Source organism: Nesterenkonia sedimenti, from assembly GCF_012641515.1.
GTDB lineage: Bacteria > Actinomycetota > Actinomycetes > Actinomycetales > Micrococcaceae > Nesterenkonia > Nesterenkonia sedimenti.
In genome coordinates, this window is the sequence record NZ_JABAHY010000003.1 from 219,037 (window position 1) to 233,543 (window position 14,507).

Annotated in this window: 16 protein-coding genes, 2 pseudogenes and 1 riboswitch; of the genes and pseudogenes, 9 read left to right on the plus strand and 9 right to left on the minus strand. The window is 62.2% G+C overall.

What is annotated here, in order from left to right; genetic code table 11:
- The first annotated feature begins 78 nt into the window (after nt 1–78).
- The 3 genes from HGQ17_RS05415 to HGQ17_RS05425 are packed head-to-tail and all read left to right on the plus strand — an operon-like array spanning nt 79 to nt 2,566.
- Complete coding sequence (locus HGQ17_RS05415; RefSeq protein ID WP_168886774.1) at nt 79–315, plus strand: hypothetical protein; 237 nt, start codon at nt 79–81, stop codon at nt 313–315.
- The gene (locus HGQ17_RS05420) at nt 315–1,796 is read left to right on the plus strand and encodes a sodium:solute symporter family protein (protein WP_168886949.1); all 1,482 of its coding nucleotides are present in this window, start codon (nt 315–317) and stop codon (nt 1,794–1,796) included. The genes HGQ17_RS05415 and HGQ17_RS05420 overlap by 1 nt, the downstream gene beginning before the upstream one ends.
- Nucleotides 1,796–2,566 carry a spermidine synthase gene (locus tag HGQ17_RS05425; protein ID WP_168886950.1) on the plus strand — a complete coding sequence of 257 codons (771 nt, stop codon included), beginning with the start codon at nt 1,796–1,798 and terminating at the stop codon, nt 2,564–2,566. The genes HGQ17_RS05420 and HGQ17_RS05425 overlap by 1 nt, the downstream gene beginning before the upstream one ends.
- Here the strand turns inward: HGQ17_RS05425 and HGQ17_RS05430 are convergent.
- A complete protein-coding gene (locus tag HGQ17_RS05430; RefSeq protein ID WP_168886951.1) occupies nt 2,544–2,750 on the minus strand; it encodes a hypothetical protein in 207 nt (68 codons plus the stop codon). The genes HGQ17_RS05425 and HGQ17_RS05430 overlap by 23 nt on opposite strands.
- A 523-nt stretch (nt 2,751–3,273) precedes the next feature.
- Nucleotides 3,274–5,028, minus strand: coding sequence for a phosphomethylpyrimidine synthase ThiC (thiC, locus tag HGQ17_RS05435; protein ID WP_168886952.1), 1,755 nt, complete (start codon nt 5,026–5,028; stop codon nt 3,274–3,276).
- A riboswitch (TPP riboswitch) is annotated at nt 5,026–5,137 on the minus strand. It overlaps the preceding gene by 3 nt.
- Before the next feature lie 159 nt (nt 5,138–5,296).
- Between thiC and HGQ17_RS05440 the strand changes: the two genes are divergently transcribed.
- Complete coding sequence (locus tag HGQ17_RS05440; RefSeq protein ID WP_168886953.1) at nt 5,297–6,352, plus strand: ATP-grasp domain-containing protein; 1,056 nt, start codon at nt 5,297–5,299, stop codon at nt 6,350–6,352.
- Nucleotides 6,353–6,389: 37 nt separating this feature from the next.
- Complete coding sequence (locus HGQ17_RS05445) at nt 6,390–8,417, plus strand: CocE/NonD family hydrolase (protein ID WP_168886954.1); 2,028 nt, start codon at nt 6,390–6,392, stop codon at nt 8,415–8,417.
- A 7-nt stretch (nt 8,418–8,424) separates the two neighbouring features.
- On the opposite strand, the gene cutA is transcribed toward HGQ17_RS05445, so the two are convergent.
- Nucleotides 8,425–8,742, minus strand: a complete 318-nt coding sequence (gene cutA / locus HGQ17_RS05450) for a divalent-cation tolerance protein CutA (protein WP_168886955.1) — start codon at nt 8,740–8,742, stop codon at nt 8,425–8,427.
- Between the two features lie 60 nt (nt 8,743–8,802).
- Between cutA and HGQ17_RS05455 the strand changes: the two genes are divergently transcribed.
- Nucleotides 8,803–9,822 (plus strand): TerC family protein, encoded by a 1,020-nt coding sequence (locus HGQ17_RS05455; protein ID WP_168886956.1) that lies wholly within the window; start codon nt 8,803–8,805, stop codon nt 9,820–9,822.
- Here the strand turns inward: HGQ17_RS05455 and HGQ17_RS05460 are convergent.
- From HGQ17_RS05460 to HGQ17_RS15840, 4 genes and pseudogenes are all read right to left on the minus strand, one after another.
- Nucleotides 9,794–10,792: pseudogene (locus tag HGQ17_RS05460) on the minus strand (aldo/keto reductase). The gene HGQ17_RS05455 and the pseudogene HGQ17_RS05460 sit on opposite strands and share 29 nt — an antisense overlap.
- Nucleotides 10,793–10,869: 77 nt before the next feature.
- Entirely contained in the window at nt 10,870–11,697 is an 828-nt protein-coding gene (locus HGQ17_RS05465) for an undecaprenyl-diphosphate phosphatase (RefSeq protein ID WP_324615197.1), read from the minus strand.
- A 30-nt stretch (nt 11,698–11,727) separates the two neighbouring features.
- The gene (locus HGQ17_RS15220; RefSeq protein WP_229503327.1) at nt 11,728–11,886 is read right to left on the minus strand and encodes a hypothetical protein; all 159 of its coding nucleotides are present in this window, start codon (nt 11,884–11,886) and stop codon (nt 11,728–11,730) included.
- 49 nt (nt 11,887–11,935) lie between these two features.
- A pseudogene (locus HGQ17_RS15840) lies at nt 11,936–12,130 on the minus strand (malate:quinone oxidoreductase); the annotation flags it as partial.
- 111 nt (nt 12,131–12,241) lie between these two features.
- Between HGQ17_RS15840 and HGQ17_RS05475 the strand changes: the two are divergent.
- Genes HGQ17_RS05475 through HGQ17_RS15235 form a run of 3 tightly spaced genes read left to right on the plus strand, consistent with a single transcriptional unit; the run spans nt 12,242 to nt 13,465 of the window.
- Nucleotides 12,242–12,895, plus strand: a complete 654-nt coding sequence (locus HGQ17_RS05475; protein ID WP_168886959.1) for a TetR/AcrR family transcriptional regulator — start codon at nt 12,242–12,244, stop codon at nt 12,893–12,895.
- Nucleotides 12,896–12,938: 43 nt separating this feature from the next.
- Nucleotides 12,939–13,163 (plus strand): PhzF family phenazine biosynthesis protein, encoded by a 225-nt coding sequence (locus HGQ17_RS15230; RefSeq protein ID WP_229503329.1) that lies wholly within the window; start codon nt 12,939–12,941, stop codon nt 13,161–13,163.
- Nucleotides 13,163–13,465 carry a PhzF family phenazine biosynthesis protein gene (locus HGQ17_RS15235; RefSeq protein WP_229503330.1) on the plus strand — a complete coding sequence of 101 codons (303 nt, stop codon included), beginning with the start codon at nt 13,163–13,165 and terminating at the stop codon, nt 13,463–13,465. The genes HGQ17_RS15230 and HGQ17_RS15235 overlap by 1 nt, the downstream gene beginning before the upstream one ends.
- Here the strand turns inward: HGQ17_RS15235 and HGQ17_RS05485 are convergent.
- Nucleotides 13,458–14,126 carry a hypothetical protein gene (locus HGQ17_RS05485; protein WP_168886960.1) on the minus strand — a complete coding sequence of 223 codons (669 nt, stop codon included), beginning with the start codon at nt 14,124–14,126 and terminating at the stop codon, nt 13,458–13,460. The genes HGQ17_RS15235 and HGQ17_RS05485 overlap by 8 nt on opposite strands.
- Nucleotides 14,127–14,160: 34 nt before the next feature.
- Nucleotides 14,161–14,505, minus strand: a complete 345-nt coding sequence (locus HGQ17_RS05490; RefSeq protein ID WP_168886961.1) for a hypothetical protein — start codon at nt 14,503–14,505, stop codon at nt 14,161–14,163.
- Between the last annotated feature and the right edge of the window lie 2 nt (nt 14,506–14,507).

Consider the following 14,507-nt stretch of genomic DNA (forward strand, 5'->3'; position numbering starts at 1 on the left):
ATGACGCCCCCGGGACAGAGATTCCCGGGGGCGTCATCGCTGACTCTCCCCAACCGCCTGCACCTGTAGCCTTAATGGGTGCCGCCAACCCATCAGCGAACCTCGTCCCGCAGCTGGCTGCTGGCCAGTGTGCCGGTGATCATGCTGGCGATGTTCCTCGTCCCCTATACCCTGCTGGCCGAGGTTGACGCCTGGTACGGCAGTGCCCTGTTCTGGACGGTGGCGACTGTGGCCGTCATCGCGGTCAATGTCCTGGTCTCCTCCGCCTGGAGTGATGAGGACGAGGAGAATGCCGCCGAAGGGGATCTGCGCTGATGGAATCGACCTGGGTATGGATCGGCATCGGGCTGTATTTCCTGGTGGCCATCTCGGCGGCCCTGCTCTCCCGCTCCGGGGCAGCTGAGGATATGTCGGACTACTTCCTCGGCGGCCGCAGGATGGGCGGGTTCCTCTCGGCGATGAGCTATTCGGCCACCACCTATTCGGCGTTCATGATGATCGGATTGGCGGGGCTGACCTATGCCGGTGGTGTCGGAGCCCTGGGCTTCGAGCTGCTCTATCTCTGTGGGGTCACCCTGGTGCTGATTTTCGGGCCCCGATTCTGGCGGGTGGGCCGGAAGTTCGGCTATGTGACCCCTTCGGAGATGATCGGGCATCGGTATGCCAGCCGGGCCGCGGCCACTGTGACCGCCATTGCCAGTTTCGTCTTCCTGCTGCCCTATGCGGCCGTTCAGCTGGCAGGTGCCGGCTATCTGGTCTCGGGGATGACCAATGGGGCGATCAGTTTCACCACCGGCACCGCCGTGGTCTGCTTCGCCGCGATTGTCTTCGCCATGGTGGCCGGTCTGCGCTCGGTGGTCTGGACCGACGCCCTCCAATCGGTGGTGATGGTGCTCTCGGCGACCCTGGTTGTCGTCATCGTCATCCATCAGCTCGGCGGTCTCAGCGGATTCTTCTCAAGCCTGGAGGATCAGCCCGGTGCGCTCAGTGTTCCCGGGGAGGGTTACTTCACGCTCTCGACCTTCATCGCCCTGTCCCTGCCGTGGATCTTCTTCTCGATCTCGAATCCGCAGGTCTCCCAGCGGCTGTTCACCCCGGGGTCCATGAAGGATCTGCGGCGGATGCTGATCGGTTTCCTGATCTTCGGGTTCATCTACACCTTCGTCTCGGTGTTCTGGGGCTTCGCGGCCCGGATCCATTTCCCGGAGCTCGAGGCAGCCGATAACGCTACTCCCACACTGTTGGGTTCGGGACTGGTGCCCACTCCCCTGGCGATCATTGTGATGATCGGGATCCTGGCGGCCTGTGTTTCGACTATCGATTCGATCATGCTGACCCTGTCTTCGATGATCACCCGCGATGTGGTCAGCACCCGCCGCAGTGAGCGCATCCAGCTTGCTGCAGGCAAGGCGGTGATCCCGGTGGTGGCCGGATTGGCCTTTTGGTTCGCCCAGCTGCAGTTGGACCTGATCGCCGTTCTCTCGGTCTCCGCCTCGGCGGGCCTTCTGGTGATGGTCCCGCCGATCATCGGTGCGTTCTTCTGGCGCCGCGGAACATCCTGGGCAGTGATCAGCTCAGTGGTCACCGCTGGTTCTTTGGTGCTTGTCCTGGAGGCCACCGAAACGCTCTTCCTCGGCCAGGGTTCCGGTGTTTGGGGCCTTGCCACAGCAGTGGTCCTCTTCCTCAGCGTCAGTCTGCTCACCCCCGCACCGACGCGGCGAGCTGAGGAGTTTATGGCCGCCGCGGCGGGACCCCGCCGCAGGTCCCGCCCCCGCAGCGCCTCTGGGGTGAGCTGATGCAGGCATCGGTGCGCCTTTCCCGGTCTGGGCAGCTGGCTGAGCTGTTTCCGGATGCCCTGACTCGCAATGGGGTGGTGCTGAGCATCGGTGGGGCCGAGCAGTCTCATGTTGAAGTTGATGACCCCAGTTTCCTGCTGCATGACTACATCCGCAGAATGCGTTCGATCATCACAGCTGGTTTTGGAGATGAATGCCCTTCCAATGCCCTGCACCTGGGTGCCGGTGCCCTGACCCTACCCCGGTGGCTTCAGCATTGGCAGCCCGGCCTGGCTCAGACCGTGGTCGACTATGAGCCGGAGTTGGTGCAGTTTGTTCTGCAGCATCTGCCGATGCACCCTAAACCGGAGTCAGTGGTCGACGACGCCGCCGCAGCCCTGATTGAACAGTTGGCTGGTCGGGCGTATGACCTCGTGGTGGTGGATCTGTTCAACTCCGACCAGGCCCCGGGGCATCTGACCACGGCAGAGTTCTTCGAGAACTGTCTGGCCAGGGTCAGCCCCCGGGGCCTGCTGGTGGTGAATTTCGGCGATGACGCGGGCATGCGGTTTGCCCGCAGATTGACCTCCACAATGGTCTCCGTCTTGGGACCAGGCGCCCTGTTGGCCGCACCCGATGACGTGCTCGGCGGCGGTTCCGAGGGCAACCTGGTCCTGGCTGCTGCCGCCCGGGGGTTCAGCCAGGGGCAGCAGAACATGATCTGGGCAGCCGGGCCGCATCCGGACAGTCTGCTCAGCGGTGATGAGCTCATCGCCTGGACAGGAAGTTGAGGATGGCTTCCTCACGCTGTTTCTCTGCGCGGCGACAGAGCTCATCCTGGTGCTTGCGGTTTTCAGGTGCGGCTGCACGGCGGGCTTCGCTGCGGGCTGCCTGCCACTGAGCCCAGCTGACCAGGGACTCTCCTATCCAGAGAACAATGCGTTGGGAACGCGAAAACTGGGGTATTGATGACATGACTGTTCCTTGAAATACTCGTCTGAAGGCATGAATAATTAAGGCTTCTTAGGGGCATAAAATCCACAGCGAATGACACACCAATGGATGGAAAACCAGAGACTTAAGCTAATGACACACGCATTCGCGCTGTAGATGCAATACTCCGCCATCTACAGACGCGTGCCGGAATGGCTACAGAAATTGGTGATGAATTGCGGAACTTCAGGTCCGCTTAGCCGTCAAGCTCGTCGCATTGCGAGCGCGGATCCGCCGAGGGTCCGGGGCATAGCGGTGCCGATTGGATGAATGCCGCCAGTGGCGAACATTCCTACCGCGTTCATTGTGTTGAGATTTTTCACTGCCCCTCCTCTCAAAGGCTCGATCCGGTTGCTGACACAAGAAATCTATCACGAGTTTTTCGGACATGAAAGACTTCTGCGGAATTATTACGGGATGATTTCTGTGAATTCTTGGTGAACACCAGAAAGCGCCCTGTCGATTCATTGCTGAACCGACAGGGCGCTTTGGTCTGAAGAATCTTCTACCGGCGGGCAGGCAATGCCGGATCGGGCAGGTAAACCGTGGCCCCGGCCTCCCGGAACTCTCGGGATTTGGCAGCCATACCCTCCTGGGCGATCCGCGCCTGCTCATCGACATCGCCGAATTCATTGCGGATGTCCTGGGAGATCCGCATGGAGCAGAACTTGGGCCCACACATCGAGCAGAAATGAGCGGTCTTGGCGGGCTCAGCCGGCAGGGTCTCGTCGTGGAACGCCTCGGCGGTCTGCGGATCCAGGGAGAGACCGAACTGATCCCGCCAGCGGAATTCGAACCGCGCCTTCGACAGGGCGTCATCGCGATCTCGTGCCCCGGGGTGGCCCTTGGCGACATCGGCGGCATGGGCGGCGATCTTATAGGTGATCACCCCGGTTTTGACGTCATCGCGGTTGGGCAGCCCCAGATGCTCCTTGGGGGTGACATAGCAGAGCATGGCGGTGCCGTAGCGGGCGATTTCGGTAGCGCCGATAGCACTGGTGATGTGGTCATACCCGGGGGCGATATCCGTGACCAGGGGCCCCAGGGTGTAGAAGGGGGCACCGTGGCAGAGCTCCTGCTGCTTCTCCACGTTCTCCCGCACCAGGTGCAGCGGGATATGCCCGGGCCCTTCGACCATGACTTGGACGTCGTACTCCCAGGCTCGTTGAGTCAGTTCTGCCAGGGTCTCGAGTTCGGCGAACTGTGCCTCATCATTGGCATCGGCCAGTGAACCCGGCCGCAGCCCGTCGCCGAGGGAGAAGGCGACATCGTACTGAGCGAAGATCTCGCAAAGCTCATCGAAGTGCTCATAGAGGAAGCTCTCCCGGTGATGACCCAGGCACCAGCCGGCCATAATGGAGCCGCCGCGGGAGACGATCCCGGTGACCCGTTCGGCGGTCAGGGGGACATAGCGCAGCAGCACACCGGCGTGGATGGTCATATAGTCCACCCCCTGCTCGCACTGCTCGATCACAGTGTCCCGGAAGATCTCCCAGGTCAGGGCCTGGTGGTCACCGCCGACCTTCTCCAGTGCCTGATAGATCGGGACAGTGCCGATCGGCACCGGGGAGTTCCGGATGATCCATTCGCGGGTGGTGTGGATGTCATCCCCGGTGGAGAGGTCCATCACGGTATCGGCTCCCCATTGGGTGGCCCACTGCATTTTGGAGACCTCCTCTGCGATGGAGGAGGTGACCGCGGAGTTTCCGATATTGGCATTGACCTTCACACTGAAGGCCCTGCCGATGATCATCGGCTCGGACTCCGGGTGGTTGATGTTATTGGGGATGATCGCCCGTCCCGCTGCCACCTCGGAGCGAACCAATTCGACGTCAACGCCCTCGCGGAGGGCGACGAATCGCATCTCCGGGGTGGTCTCTCCCTTGCGGGCGTAGTGCATCTGGGTGACCCGTCGGCCGGACTTGGCCCGCAGTGGTGAGCGCTGTGCACCCTGCCACTCCTGACTGGCGGAGCCGCGGCGCAGTGCCTTGGGGCCGTCATCCTCAAGTTTCCGGCCCCTGGCCTGGTAGGTCTCCACGTCCTCGCGGGCGGTGATCCACTCTTCCCGCAGTGCCGGCAGGCCGCGGACCGGATCTGAGCCGGGCCCGGTGGTGCGGTAGACGGTGAACGGTTCATTGGGCTCACCATTGGGGGAGTCATCCTGAGCGATCCGCGTGACCGGGACTTTGATCCTGTGCGCCTCATCGGTGAGGTAGTCAGCGCTGTGGGTGGAGTAGTTCAGGGGTGAGATATGCGTCATGAAAGAGCTCCTTCTTCCTTCGCCGGCATGACCCGGACAGGTTCAGACGGTGCCCGGACAGCGTCAGTCCGATCTCAGCTCTGTGCTCAGAGCGCCCGTGAGGTCACTCACAACCATACCAATATGCAGTCAGACACAAGTCTCGGCCAAGGTTCTCATAAGCCTGAAGTCAGTAAAACCCCAGGTCAGAGGATGGTTGCGTCAAGAGTGGCCGTGTTAGGTGAGGGGCAGAAGTCGCAACTGAAGTTCCTAGCCACAAGGAGTCGCATTGGGTACCAATATCTTTGTCCTCGGTCTCGACGAACTGAACCACCAGGCCCTGAAGAAGCTGCCCGGGGCAGAGAACTACACCTTCCACCAGCTGCTGACCTTCGATGAGCTCCAGGGTGGGTCCATCGCGGTCAATGAGCTGCTCGAGGAGGCAGAACGCCGGCTGGAGGACTTCGACGGTTCCATCGACGCCATCGTCGGCTATTGGGATTTCCCGGTCACCGCCATGGTCCCTATCCTCGCCGACCGCTATGGTCTGCCCTCGGCCAATCTCAAAGGCATTGTCACCGTGGAGCATAAGTATTGGAGCCGGGTGGAGCAGCAGCGGGTGGCCGATGAGGAGGTGCCAGGCTTCGGACTGATCGACCTCAATGATGAGGAGGCCCGCCTGCCCGAGGGGGTGAACTACCCGGCCTGGATCAAACCGATCAAATCCACCTCCTCCGAGGGTGCTTACCGAGTCACCGACGACGCCGAACTGCAGGAGGCCGTCGCTGAGGAACGCGAGGTGGTCGACCGGATGGGCGGCGGTTTCAATGAGGTCCTCGAACGTCTCGAGCTTCCCGATGAGATCGCCGAGATCGGCGGCAGTGCAGCCATGATGGAGGAGGAGGCCTCCGGGTCCATGCTGACCGTGGAGGGCTTCAGCTACCAGGGGGAGGTGGAGGTCTACGGGGTCATCGACTCCCATACCTATGAGGGGACCTCCAACCACGCTTGTATGGTGGACCTAGGCCTGGGTCGCGAACCACAGATGCCAGCCCAGAACGGTGAGTTCCGGACTGCGGCCACCTGGTTCCTGCGCCGGTTCGAGGACGGTTATATCAAGCGCGTCCCCACCGCCGAGGAGGTCCGGGCCATCGAGCAGAAGTACCCCGGCACCACGATCCAAATCGATAAGGAAGCCGACCGGCCACTCTCCGGAGATCCGGCCGAGGATGCCTATAGTTTCGCCCTGGCCGAGATCTTCACCGCCGGTCAGAGCGAGGAGGAGATGATCGAGACCTATGAGAAGGTCATCGAGGAGCTGAACTTCGAGATCGAAGATCTCTAAAGTCCCCGACGTCGTCTGAAACGCTTCAGGAGGCGCATTGCAGACAGTCACCTCACTGCCCTACGAGGTCGAAGAGACCGAGAACCTCTGGATCACCGTCTCGGATGGGACCAGGCTCGCCGCCCGGCTGTGGAAACCTGTCGGGTCAGAGCAGCAGCCTGTGCCGGGGATCGTCGAGGCGATCCCTTACCGGAAACGTGATCTCACCGCGCAGCGGGATTCGGTTCACCACCCCTATATGGCTGGCCACGGTTATGCCTGCCTACGCCTGGATCTGCGTGGTTCCGGGGATTCCGAAGGTGTGCTGGAGGATGAGTACCTCGAACGCGAGCTGCAGGATATCGAGGAGGTTCTGCAGTGGTTGGCCGATCAGCCCTGGTGCAGCGGCCGTACCGGAATCATGGGGATCTCCTGGGGCGGGTTCAACGGCCTGCAGGTCGCTGCCCGCCGCCCGAAGTCCCTGGGTGCTGTGGTCACCGTGGCCTCCACAGATGACCGCTACGCCGATGACGTCCACTACATGGGCGGGCTGCTGCTGACCGATAACCTCTCCTGGGCCTCAACCATGTTCGCCTATACCTCTTGCCCACCCGATCCTGAGGTGGTCGGGGACGCCTGGCAGGATATGTGGCGAGAGCGGATCGAAGGGTCCGGGCTGTGGTTGGAGAAATGGCTGCAGCATCAGCGCCGTGATGACTACTGGAAACACGGTTCGATCAATGAGAACTTCGACGACGTCGAGGTTCCGGTCTTTGCGGTCAGCGGTTGGGCCGATGGATACTCCAATTCGGTCTTCCGCCTCCTTGAGGGCCTCAATACTCCCACCCGAGGACTGATCGGCCCCTGGAGCCATAAATACCCACATCAGGGTGAGCCGGGTCCGGCCATTGGGTGGCTGCAGGAGGTTGTCGCCTGGTGGGACTACTGGCTGAAGGATAAGACCGGTAACGGCGCCATGGACGGACCCGAGCTTTCGATCTGGATGCAGGACAGCATCGAACCGGCAACTGCCTATTCCGAACGCCCGGGCCGCTGGGTGGGTGAACCCTCCTGGCCCAGTCCACGGATCAAGGAGGTCCGCCACCAGCTGGGGCGGCATTCGATCCTGCCGGCCGGAAGCCAGGAGAACAGTCCACCGGTGAGCATCTCTTCCCCGCTGTCGGTGGGCCTCTACGGTGGGAAGTGGTGCTCCTATAACGCTCCGCCGGATCTGCCCTATGACCAGCGCGAAGAGGACGGTGGTGCCATGATCTTCACCACCGACCCTCTGGAGGAACCACTGGAGCTGCTCGGTGCCCCGGTGGCGGAGCTGACCTTTCAAGTGGATAGACCAGTGGCCCAGGTTGCGGTCCGGCTCTCCGATGTCGCCCCTGACGACGCCGCAACTCGGGTCAGCTACGGGGTGGCCAATCTGAATCATCTTCAGGGCCATGACTCTCCGGAACTGCTGGAACCGGGCAAGAAGTACACCGTGCGGGTCCAGCTCAATGGGATGGCCCAGTCCTTCCCGGCAGGACATCGGCTGCGGCTTTCGGTCTCCACCTCCTACTGGCCGGTGACCTGGCCCTCCCCTGAACCGGTGCGGTTGACCATCCATCCCCAGGAGTCGGCCCTGCTGCTGCCGGAGCGACCGACCACTGAGGAGGCCCCCTCACTGACCCCGGAGTTCGGTGAGCCGGAGGGGACCGAAGCCCTGACCGTGGACCAGGTGGTCCCCGGGGATCTGGACTGGAAGGTCTCCCGGAGTCTGGTGGACCTCTCCGGCCAATTGGAGGTGGTCAAGGACCTCGGTGTGGTCCACCTGCCGGATATCGACCTTAATGTCACTCGTCGTGCCACCGAGACCTACAGCTTCGTAGGCCGGGACTATGACTCAGTCCGCGGGGAGACCGATTGGACGATGGGTTTCTCCCGGGGGGATTGGGAGGTCGAGATCCGCACCCGGACGGTGCTGACCTCCACCCCCACTGATTTTCATATCTACGCGGAGCTGGATGCCTATGAGGGTCAACGGCGCTTCGCAGCCAAAACCTGGGAGACCTCCCTCCCCCGGGATCATCTCTAGTTGAGGCTCAGCTGGTCTCAGTCGAGACCCAGTTGAGGTAGCCGGAGCTGCCGTCCAGGATGGGCAGGACGATCAGCTCCGGCTCCTCATAGGGATGCTGATCATCGATAAGTTCCTTGAGCCCGGGCACACAGGCTGAGGTGGTCTTACAGGTCAGCAACTGTTCGGCGTCGTTCTGGACACCGTCCCAGCGGTAGTAGCTACGCACCTCGGAGACCTGGATGCAGGCTGCCAGGCGCGCCTCGAGGATCGCGGAGGCCAGTGTTTCGGCCTCCTGCTGGCTGGCGACAGTGGTCTGGACGGCAACGTACTCTGACTGGCTCATGGCACCAGTATGCCCATTGTGTCTTCCCCTCCACAGGGGCCCTGCGTACACTTCCCAACTATGGAGATCCCGCTGCTGGCCTGGATACTTACCCTGACCGCGATCACAGCCCTGCTGGTCTTCGACTTCTTCTTCCATGTCCGCAAGGCCCATGAGCCGACCCTGCGTGAGGCCACAGTGTGGTCGGCGGTCTATGTGGGGATCGCGTTGGCCTTCGGGCTGGTGTTCCTCATCTTCGGCGATACTGCCCATGCCACCGAGTACTACGCCGGCTACATCACCGAGAAGGCCCTGAGCGTGGACAATCTCTTCGTCTTCCTGGTGATCATCTCAAGCTTCCAGGTGCCCCGGGAGCATCAGCAGAAGGTCCTGCTCTTCGGGATCATCTTCGCCCTGATCGCCCGCACCGGGTTCATCTTCGCCGGAGCTGGGCTGATCAATGCCTGGTCCGATGTCTTCTATCTCTTCGGGCTGATCCTGCTGATCACCTCCGGGCAGCTGCTGAAGAAGGAGGCCGCCGGAGGTGCCGAGCATGAGGCCGAGAACTTCATTGTCCGAGCGGCCCGCCGTTGGCTGCGCACCTCGGAGGACTACGACGGCGACAGGCTGACCACCCAGGTCAACGGTAAGCGAATGCTCACTCCCATGGTTCTGGTCATGGTCGCCATCGCTGGGACTGATCTGCTCTTCGCGGTGGATTCCATTCCGGCCATCTATGGGCTGACCCAGGAGCCGTTCATCGTCTTCACCGCAACTGCCTTCTCCCTGATGGGGCTGCGTCAGCTGTACTTCCTGATCGATGGCCTGCTGGATAAGTTGATCTATCTCTCCTACGGCCTGGCGGTGATCCTGGGGTTCATCGGTGTGAAGCTGATCCTGCACGGACTGCATGAGAACAACCTGCCGTTCATCAATGACGGTCAGGATGTTCCCGTGGCTGAGGTGCCCACCGGACTCTCCCTGGTGGTGATTATGGCCGTGCTGGTCATTACGGTGGCGGCTTCGCTGATTGTGCCGCGGGTACGTGCCAGCCGGGCAGCTGGCCGCGAGGTCACCAACGGTGGTGGACCTCAGGCTTGATCTTGGTGTCATAGAGTTCCCCGACGGCGCTGAGGAAACTCTCCGGCAGGGGCCCGATGGCGCCGGCGCTTGCATTGGCGCGGGCCTGTTCGGCATTGCGGGCACCGGGGATGACGCTGCTGACTCCCGGCTGTTGGGCAACCCAGGCCAGGGCCGCCGTCGTCGGTTCCATGCCGTGCTCCCGGGCCAGGGCCGCGAACTCCTGGGCGGCCTCGACACCGGTGTTGTAGTCCACACCGGAGAAGGTCTCGCCGACGTCGAAGGCCTCCCCACGACGGTTGAAACTGCGGTGATCGGTCTCGGCGAAGCTGGTCTCAGCGGTGTATCGGCCTGAGAGCAGCCCGCTGGCCAGGGGCACTCGGGCGATGATCCCGACCCCTGCCTGCTGGGCGGCCGGCAGCACCTTCTCTAGGGGTTTCTGCCGGAAGGCGTTGAGAATGATCTGTACGGTGGCCACCCCGGGGCGGGCGATGGCGGTCAGGGCTTCATCCACGGTCTCCACTGAGACGCCATAGGCGGCGATGCCGCCCTCCTCCACGAGAGCATCCAGGGCGTCGTAGACCGCATCGGCGGAGTAGACAGGGGTTTCCGGGCAGTGCAGTTAGACTAGGTCCAGGGTTTCGACCCCGAGGTTGGTGCGGGAGCGCTGGGTCCAGGCCCGGAAGTTCTCCAGGCTGGCGTGCTCCAGGCTGGGGGCAGGGGCCCGGCGGATCATTTTGGTGGCCACTGTGCCCTGCCAGTCGGAGTTCTCTGCCCGCCACCGGCCGATCAGCTGCTCACTGCGGCCATCGCCGTAGACATCTGCGGTGTCGAAGAAGGTCATCCCGGATTCGGCTGCGGCATCGAGGACGGCGAAGGCATCGGGCTCCTCGACTGTTCCCCAGTCGCCGCCGATCTGCCAGGTGCCCAGGCCGATGGATGAGACGCTGCGGCCGGTGCGGCCCAGTTTCCGCTGTGTCTGCTCAGTCATCGTTACTCCGCTTTCCCTCTGGTCGCAGTTCCCGGAGCCGGGGATCGGCTCGATTATTGTCCAGCCTAACGCTCGGCTCAGGCGTTGATGATGCCGAAGCTAAGCATGATGTAGACGAAGAGGCCCAGCAGGATCCGGTAGCCGACGAAGAGGTTATAGGTGTTGCGGGAGACATAGTTGAGGAACCAGCCGATGATGACATAGGCGACTATGAAGCCGACGAGGGTGGCCACTGCGGTCTGGCTCATGGTGTAGGGCCCGGACTGTTCCCCGAAGGCTCCGATGAGCTTATAGAACCCGGAGCCGAAGACTGCTGGGATGGCCAGCAGGAAGGAATAGCGGGCTGCTGCCTCACGGGTGTAGCCCATGAACAGGCCGGCGGTGATTGTGCCACCGGAGCGGGAGACTCCGGGGATCAGGGCCATGGCCTGGGCGAAGCCGAAGATGATGCCATCGCGGATGCTGAGCTTCTCCAGTGGTTTGCGCTGTTTTCCGAGGTGGTCGGCGAATCCCAGCAGGATGCCGAAGGCGATGAGCATAGTCGCCACGATCCAGAGGCTGCGGAAGGTGGACATGATGAAGTCTTCCAGCAGCAGACCCAGCACCACGATGGGGATAGTGCCGACGATGATCAGCCAGCCCATGCGGGCATCGGGGTCGTTATGCGATCCGCCGCCGAAGACAGCGGCGAACCAGGCTTTGAGGATGCGCAGGATATCGCGCCAGAAGAAGACTAAGACGGCCGCCTCAGTACCGAGCTGGCTGATGGCGGTGAAGGCTGCACCGGGGTCTTGGGCACCGGGGAGGAATTCACCGACGATCCTCAGGTGAGCTGAGGAGGAAATGGGGAGAAACTCTGTGAGGCCCTGCACCAGGCCCAGGATGATGGCTTCGATCCACTGCACTGGATGAGAGTACTCCATCTTTCCTGCGGTTCACATCTCCAGCAGGGTGTTGACCTCCTGACGTGCCCAGACAGTTGCTGCCTCATCCCGGGTGAGGTCCAGTTCCCGGGCGGGCAGATAGTCGCGCAGCCGGGGACTGGAGGCCGTCTGCGGCAGCAAGCGCTCCAGTGCTGCCAGGGCCAGGGGCACCGCGGTGGAGGCCCCCGGTGATAGTTCCGGCTGGGGAGCTGATCAGTTCAGTGCCGAAGGTCAGCCTTCCGCCTCGCCGGGGGTCTGCTTTGACGATCTGGGCCCGTTGACCGGCGGTGATCAGCTGCCAGTGCTGCGGCTGGGCAGCGGGGAAGAATTCTCGAAGGGCTTCAATGCGCTGCCGGTGGCCTTTGGTCAGATCACCGATAAGCAGTTTAAGCAGGTTCAGATTCTGCACGCCCATCGCAGCCAGGGGCCAGAGGTTATCCGGACGCAGCTGCGGTCATGGCCTGTCCTTCCGGGAATCTATTTGAACTGCACTTAGTACATTTACTTTGTACAGTAACATGTGGTTATGGCTAGAAATCGGCTCAGCAGGCAGCGACTGATCTCGGCTGCCTTGGAGCTCATCGACGCCGAGGGCCCAGAGAAGCTCACCGCCCGCAAACTCGCATCCTCCCTTGGCGCCTCTCCGATGGCGCTCTACTGGCATTTCGATAACAAGGCCCAGCTGCTCGAAGGTGTGGGCGATTATTTGGTCAGCCTGATCACTCCCCCGGTCTCCCTTGACCAACAAGGCCAAAAGAACCCAGCGGACTGGGAGGAGACCCTTACTGCGGTGCTGCACAGTGTCATCGATGTGGTCCAGCAACATCCGCGGGCTGCAGACCTCGTCGTCCAGCGCCTGCTGTTCACCGCGCCTGGGCAACAGTTGGCAGAACAGGCTCTGCGCGCCCTTGAGCAGGCAGGCCTCGATGAGGCCACCGCCGTCGTCGTCGCCCGTCATGGGTTGCGAGTGGCCACCACGGTCGGGACAGAGCGGCTCTTCACCGGCTCCCCGAACAGTGATAATCCAGGTCAGGAAGAACCGCGAGAGGTCAGTTTCGACCAATCAGTCCAACCCGCCTTGGCAGCCAGCTCAGATTGGTTGCACCGGGCCACCCCACCCGAGCTCTACCGGGAGACTGCAGTCAATCTATTTATCGCCGGAGTCCGAGCACTGAGCTGAACATCCTGTGCCCGGGATGAGGACAGTTTTTAGACTTCCTGGTATGACACAGCCTGAGGTTTCACGGTGGGCAGCCTTCACCTCTGATCCGGATGGCGGGAATCCCGCTGGTGTGGTCATGAATGCCGGTGGCCTCACCGAGGGGCAGATGTTGGGCATCGCCCAGGAGGTGGGGTTCTCCGAGACAGCGTTTATCCGTTCCTGGGATCCCCCGAGCGCGCGGTTTTCGACGGTTTCAGCTTTGACCCCGATGCGCTCAGGGCGTTGATGGATCAGCAGGACTGGGCCGGTACGGTCACCGTTCTCTGGGCCGAATCCACCGGGGTTTTCCAGGCGCGGAACCTCTTCCCGGTCGGGGAGATCACCGAGGACCCGGCCGCTGGATCCGCGGCAGCCTCGACTGGGGCGTATCTGCGGCAGCTTGGCCTGGCAGGAATCGACGATGACGGGGGCTTCGGTGAACTGCTGATCCGGCAGGGTATGCACGTGGGCCGGCCCAGCCGATTGCAGGTGAGCATTCCGGAATCCGGGGGCATCACGGTCACTGGTGCCGCTGTGCCGCTTAGCTGAAGTCGAGGTCGATATCCCCGCCGCCGTCGAGCAGCCAGTTATAGCGCAGACGTAGGGCACGTTCGACGGAGGCCAGAATCGCCCCGAAGATCAGCACGCCGTTGAGCCAATCGGGGATCTGGATCGGTGAGACCCAGGTGCCGGTGTACTGAGCGACGATGTCCCAGCTGGTGACCATCTCCACCAGCTGGGGGATGCCCAGGATAAAAGCAACGATCAGCACCACCAGGGAAGTTACCCCGAGCAGTCGGCTCAGCCCCGGCCTGTTCTGTTCCAGCCGGGCACGATGACCTTCGGCAGAGCTCGGTTCCGGGACCAGAGGGTGTTCCACTCCGCTCTCACTGTGGAAGTGGCAGTGTTTGAGCCCCACCGGCCCCATCTTCACCTGGAGGGTTCCGCCGGGTACGGGGAATGCCGCCGGGAGTTTGGAGTGGGCGTGGTGTTTGCCGTCGAGGTAGAGATCCGCTTTAGCCTCACTGAAGAAATAGGTCCAGTAGTCGACGTCGACCGCATAGCTGTGGCGTTCGCCCTCGTGATCTGTGGTCTCGAAGTAGTAGAGGGCCCGGGATAACATCTGCCACCAGCGGTAGCGTTTCAGGGCATGGCCATCCCCGGGCTTGATCCTTTTGACCGCCCTACGCTGCCGCCAGTCCTTGAACATGCCTCAAGGTTATCCACCCCGGTTTCGCAGGGGATCATTCCTTTGACTGATCTTTAGAGTGATCCGCGGGTTTCACTAGCTTCGTGACGCCCGGTTGATCGTCGGCATCGATATCAATATCTGCGCCGTCAATATAGGCATCCAGGAGGTCGGTGACCCGCTGGGTGTCCTGGATGGCGAGGCTAGTGAATCCCTTCTCGATCAGCGCGTAGGTGGTCTCTGCGACCAGTTCGAAGATTTCTCGGGATTCCCGGGTGTTGACTCCCAAACCCACCACAGTGGCGTCCCCGGCGGCATCGCTGATGGTCGCCGGTGAGAGCCCTGTCGGCTGGTGGGTCAGCAGTTCGGTCAGTGGGTTCGTGAGCCGTTGTGGTTCCATAC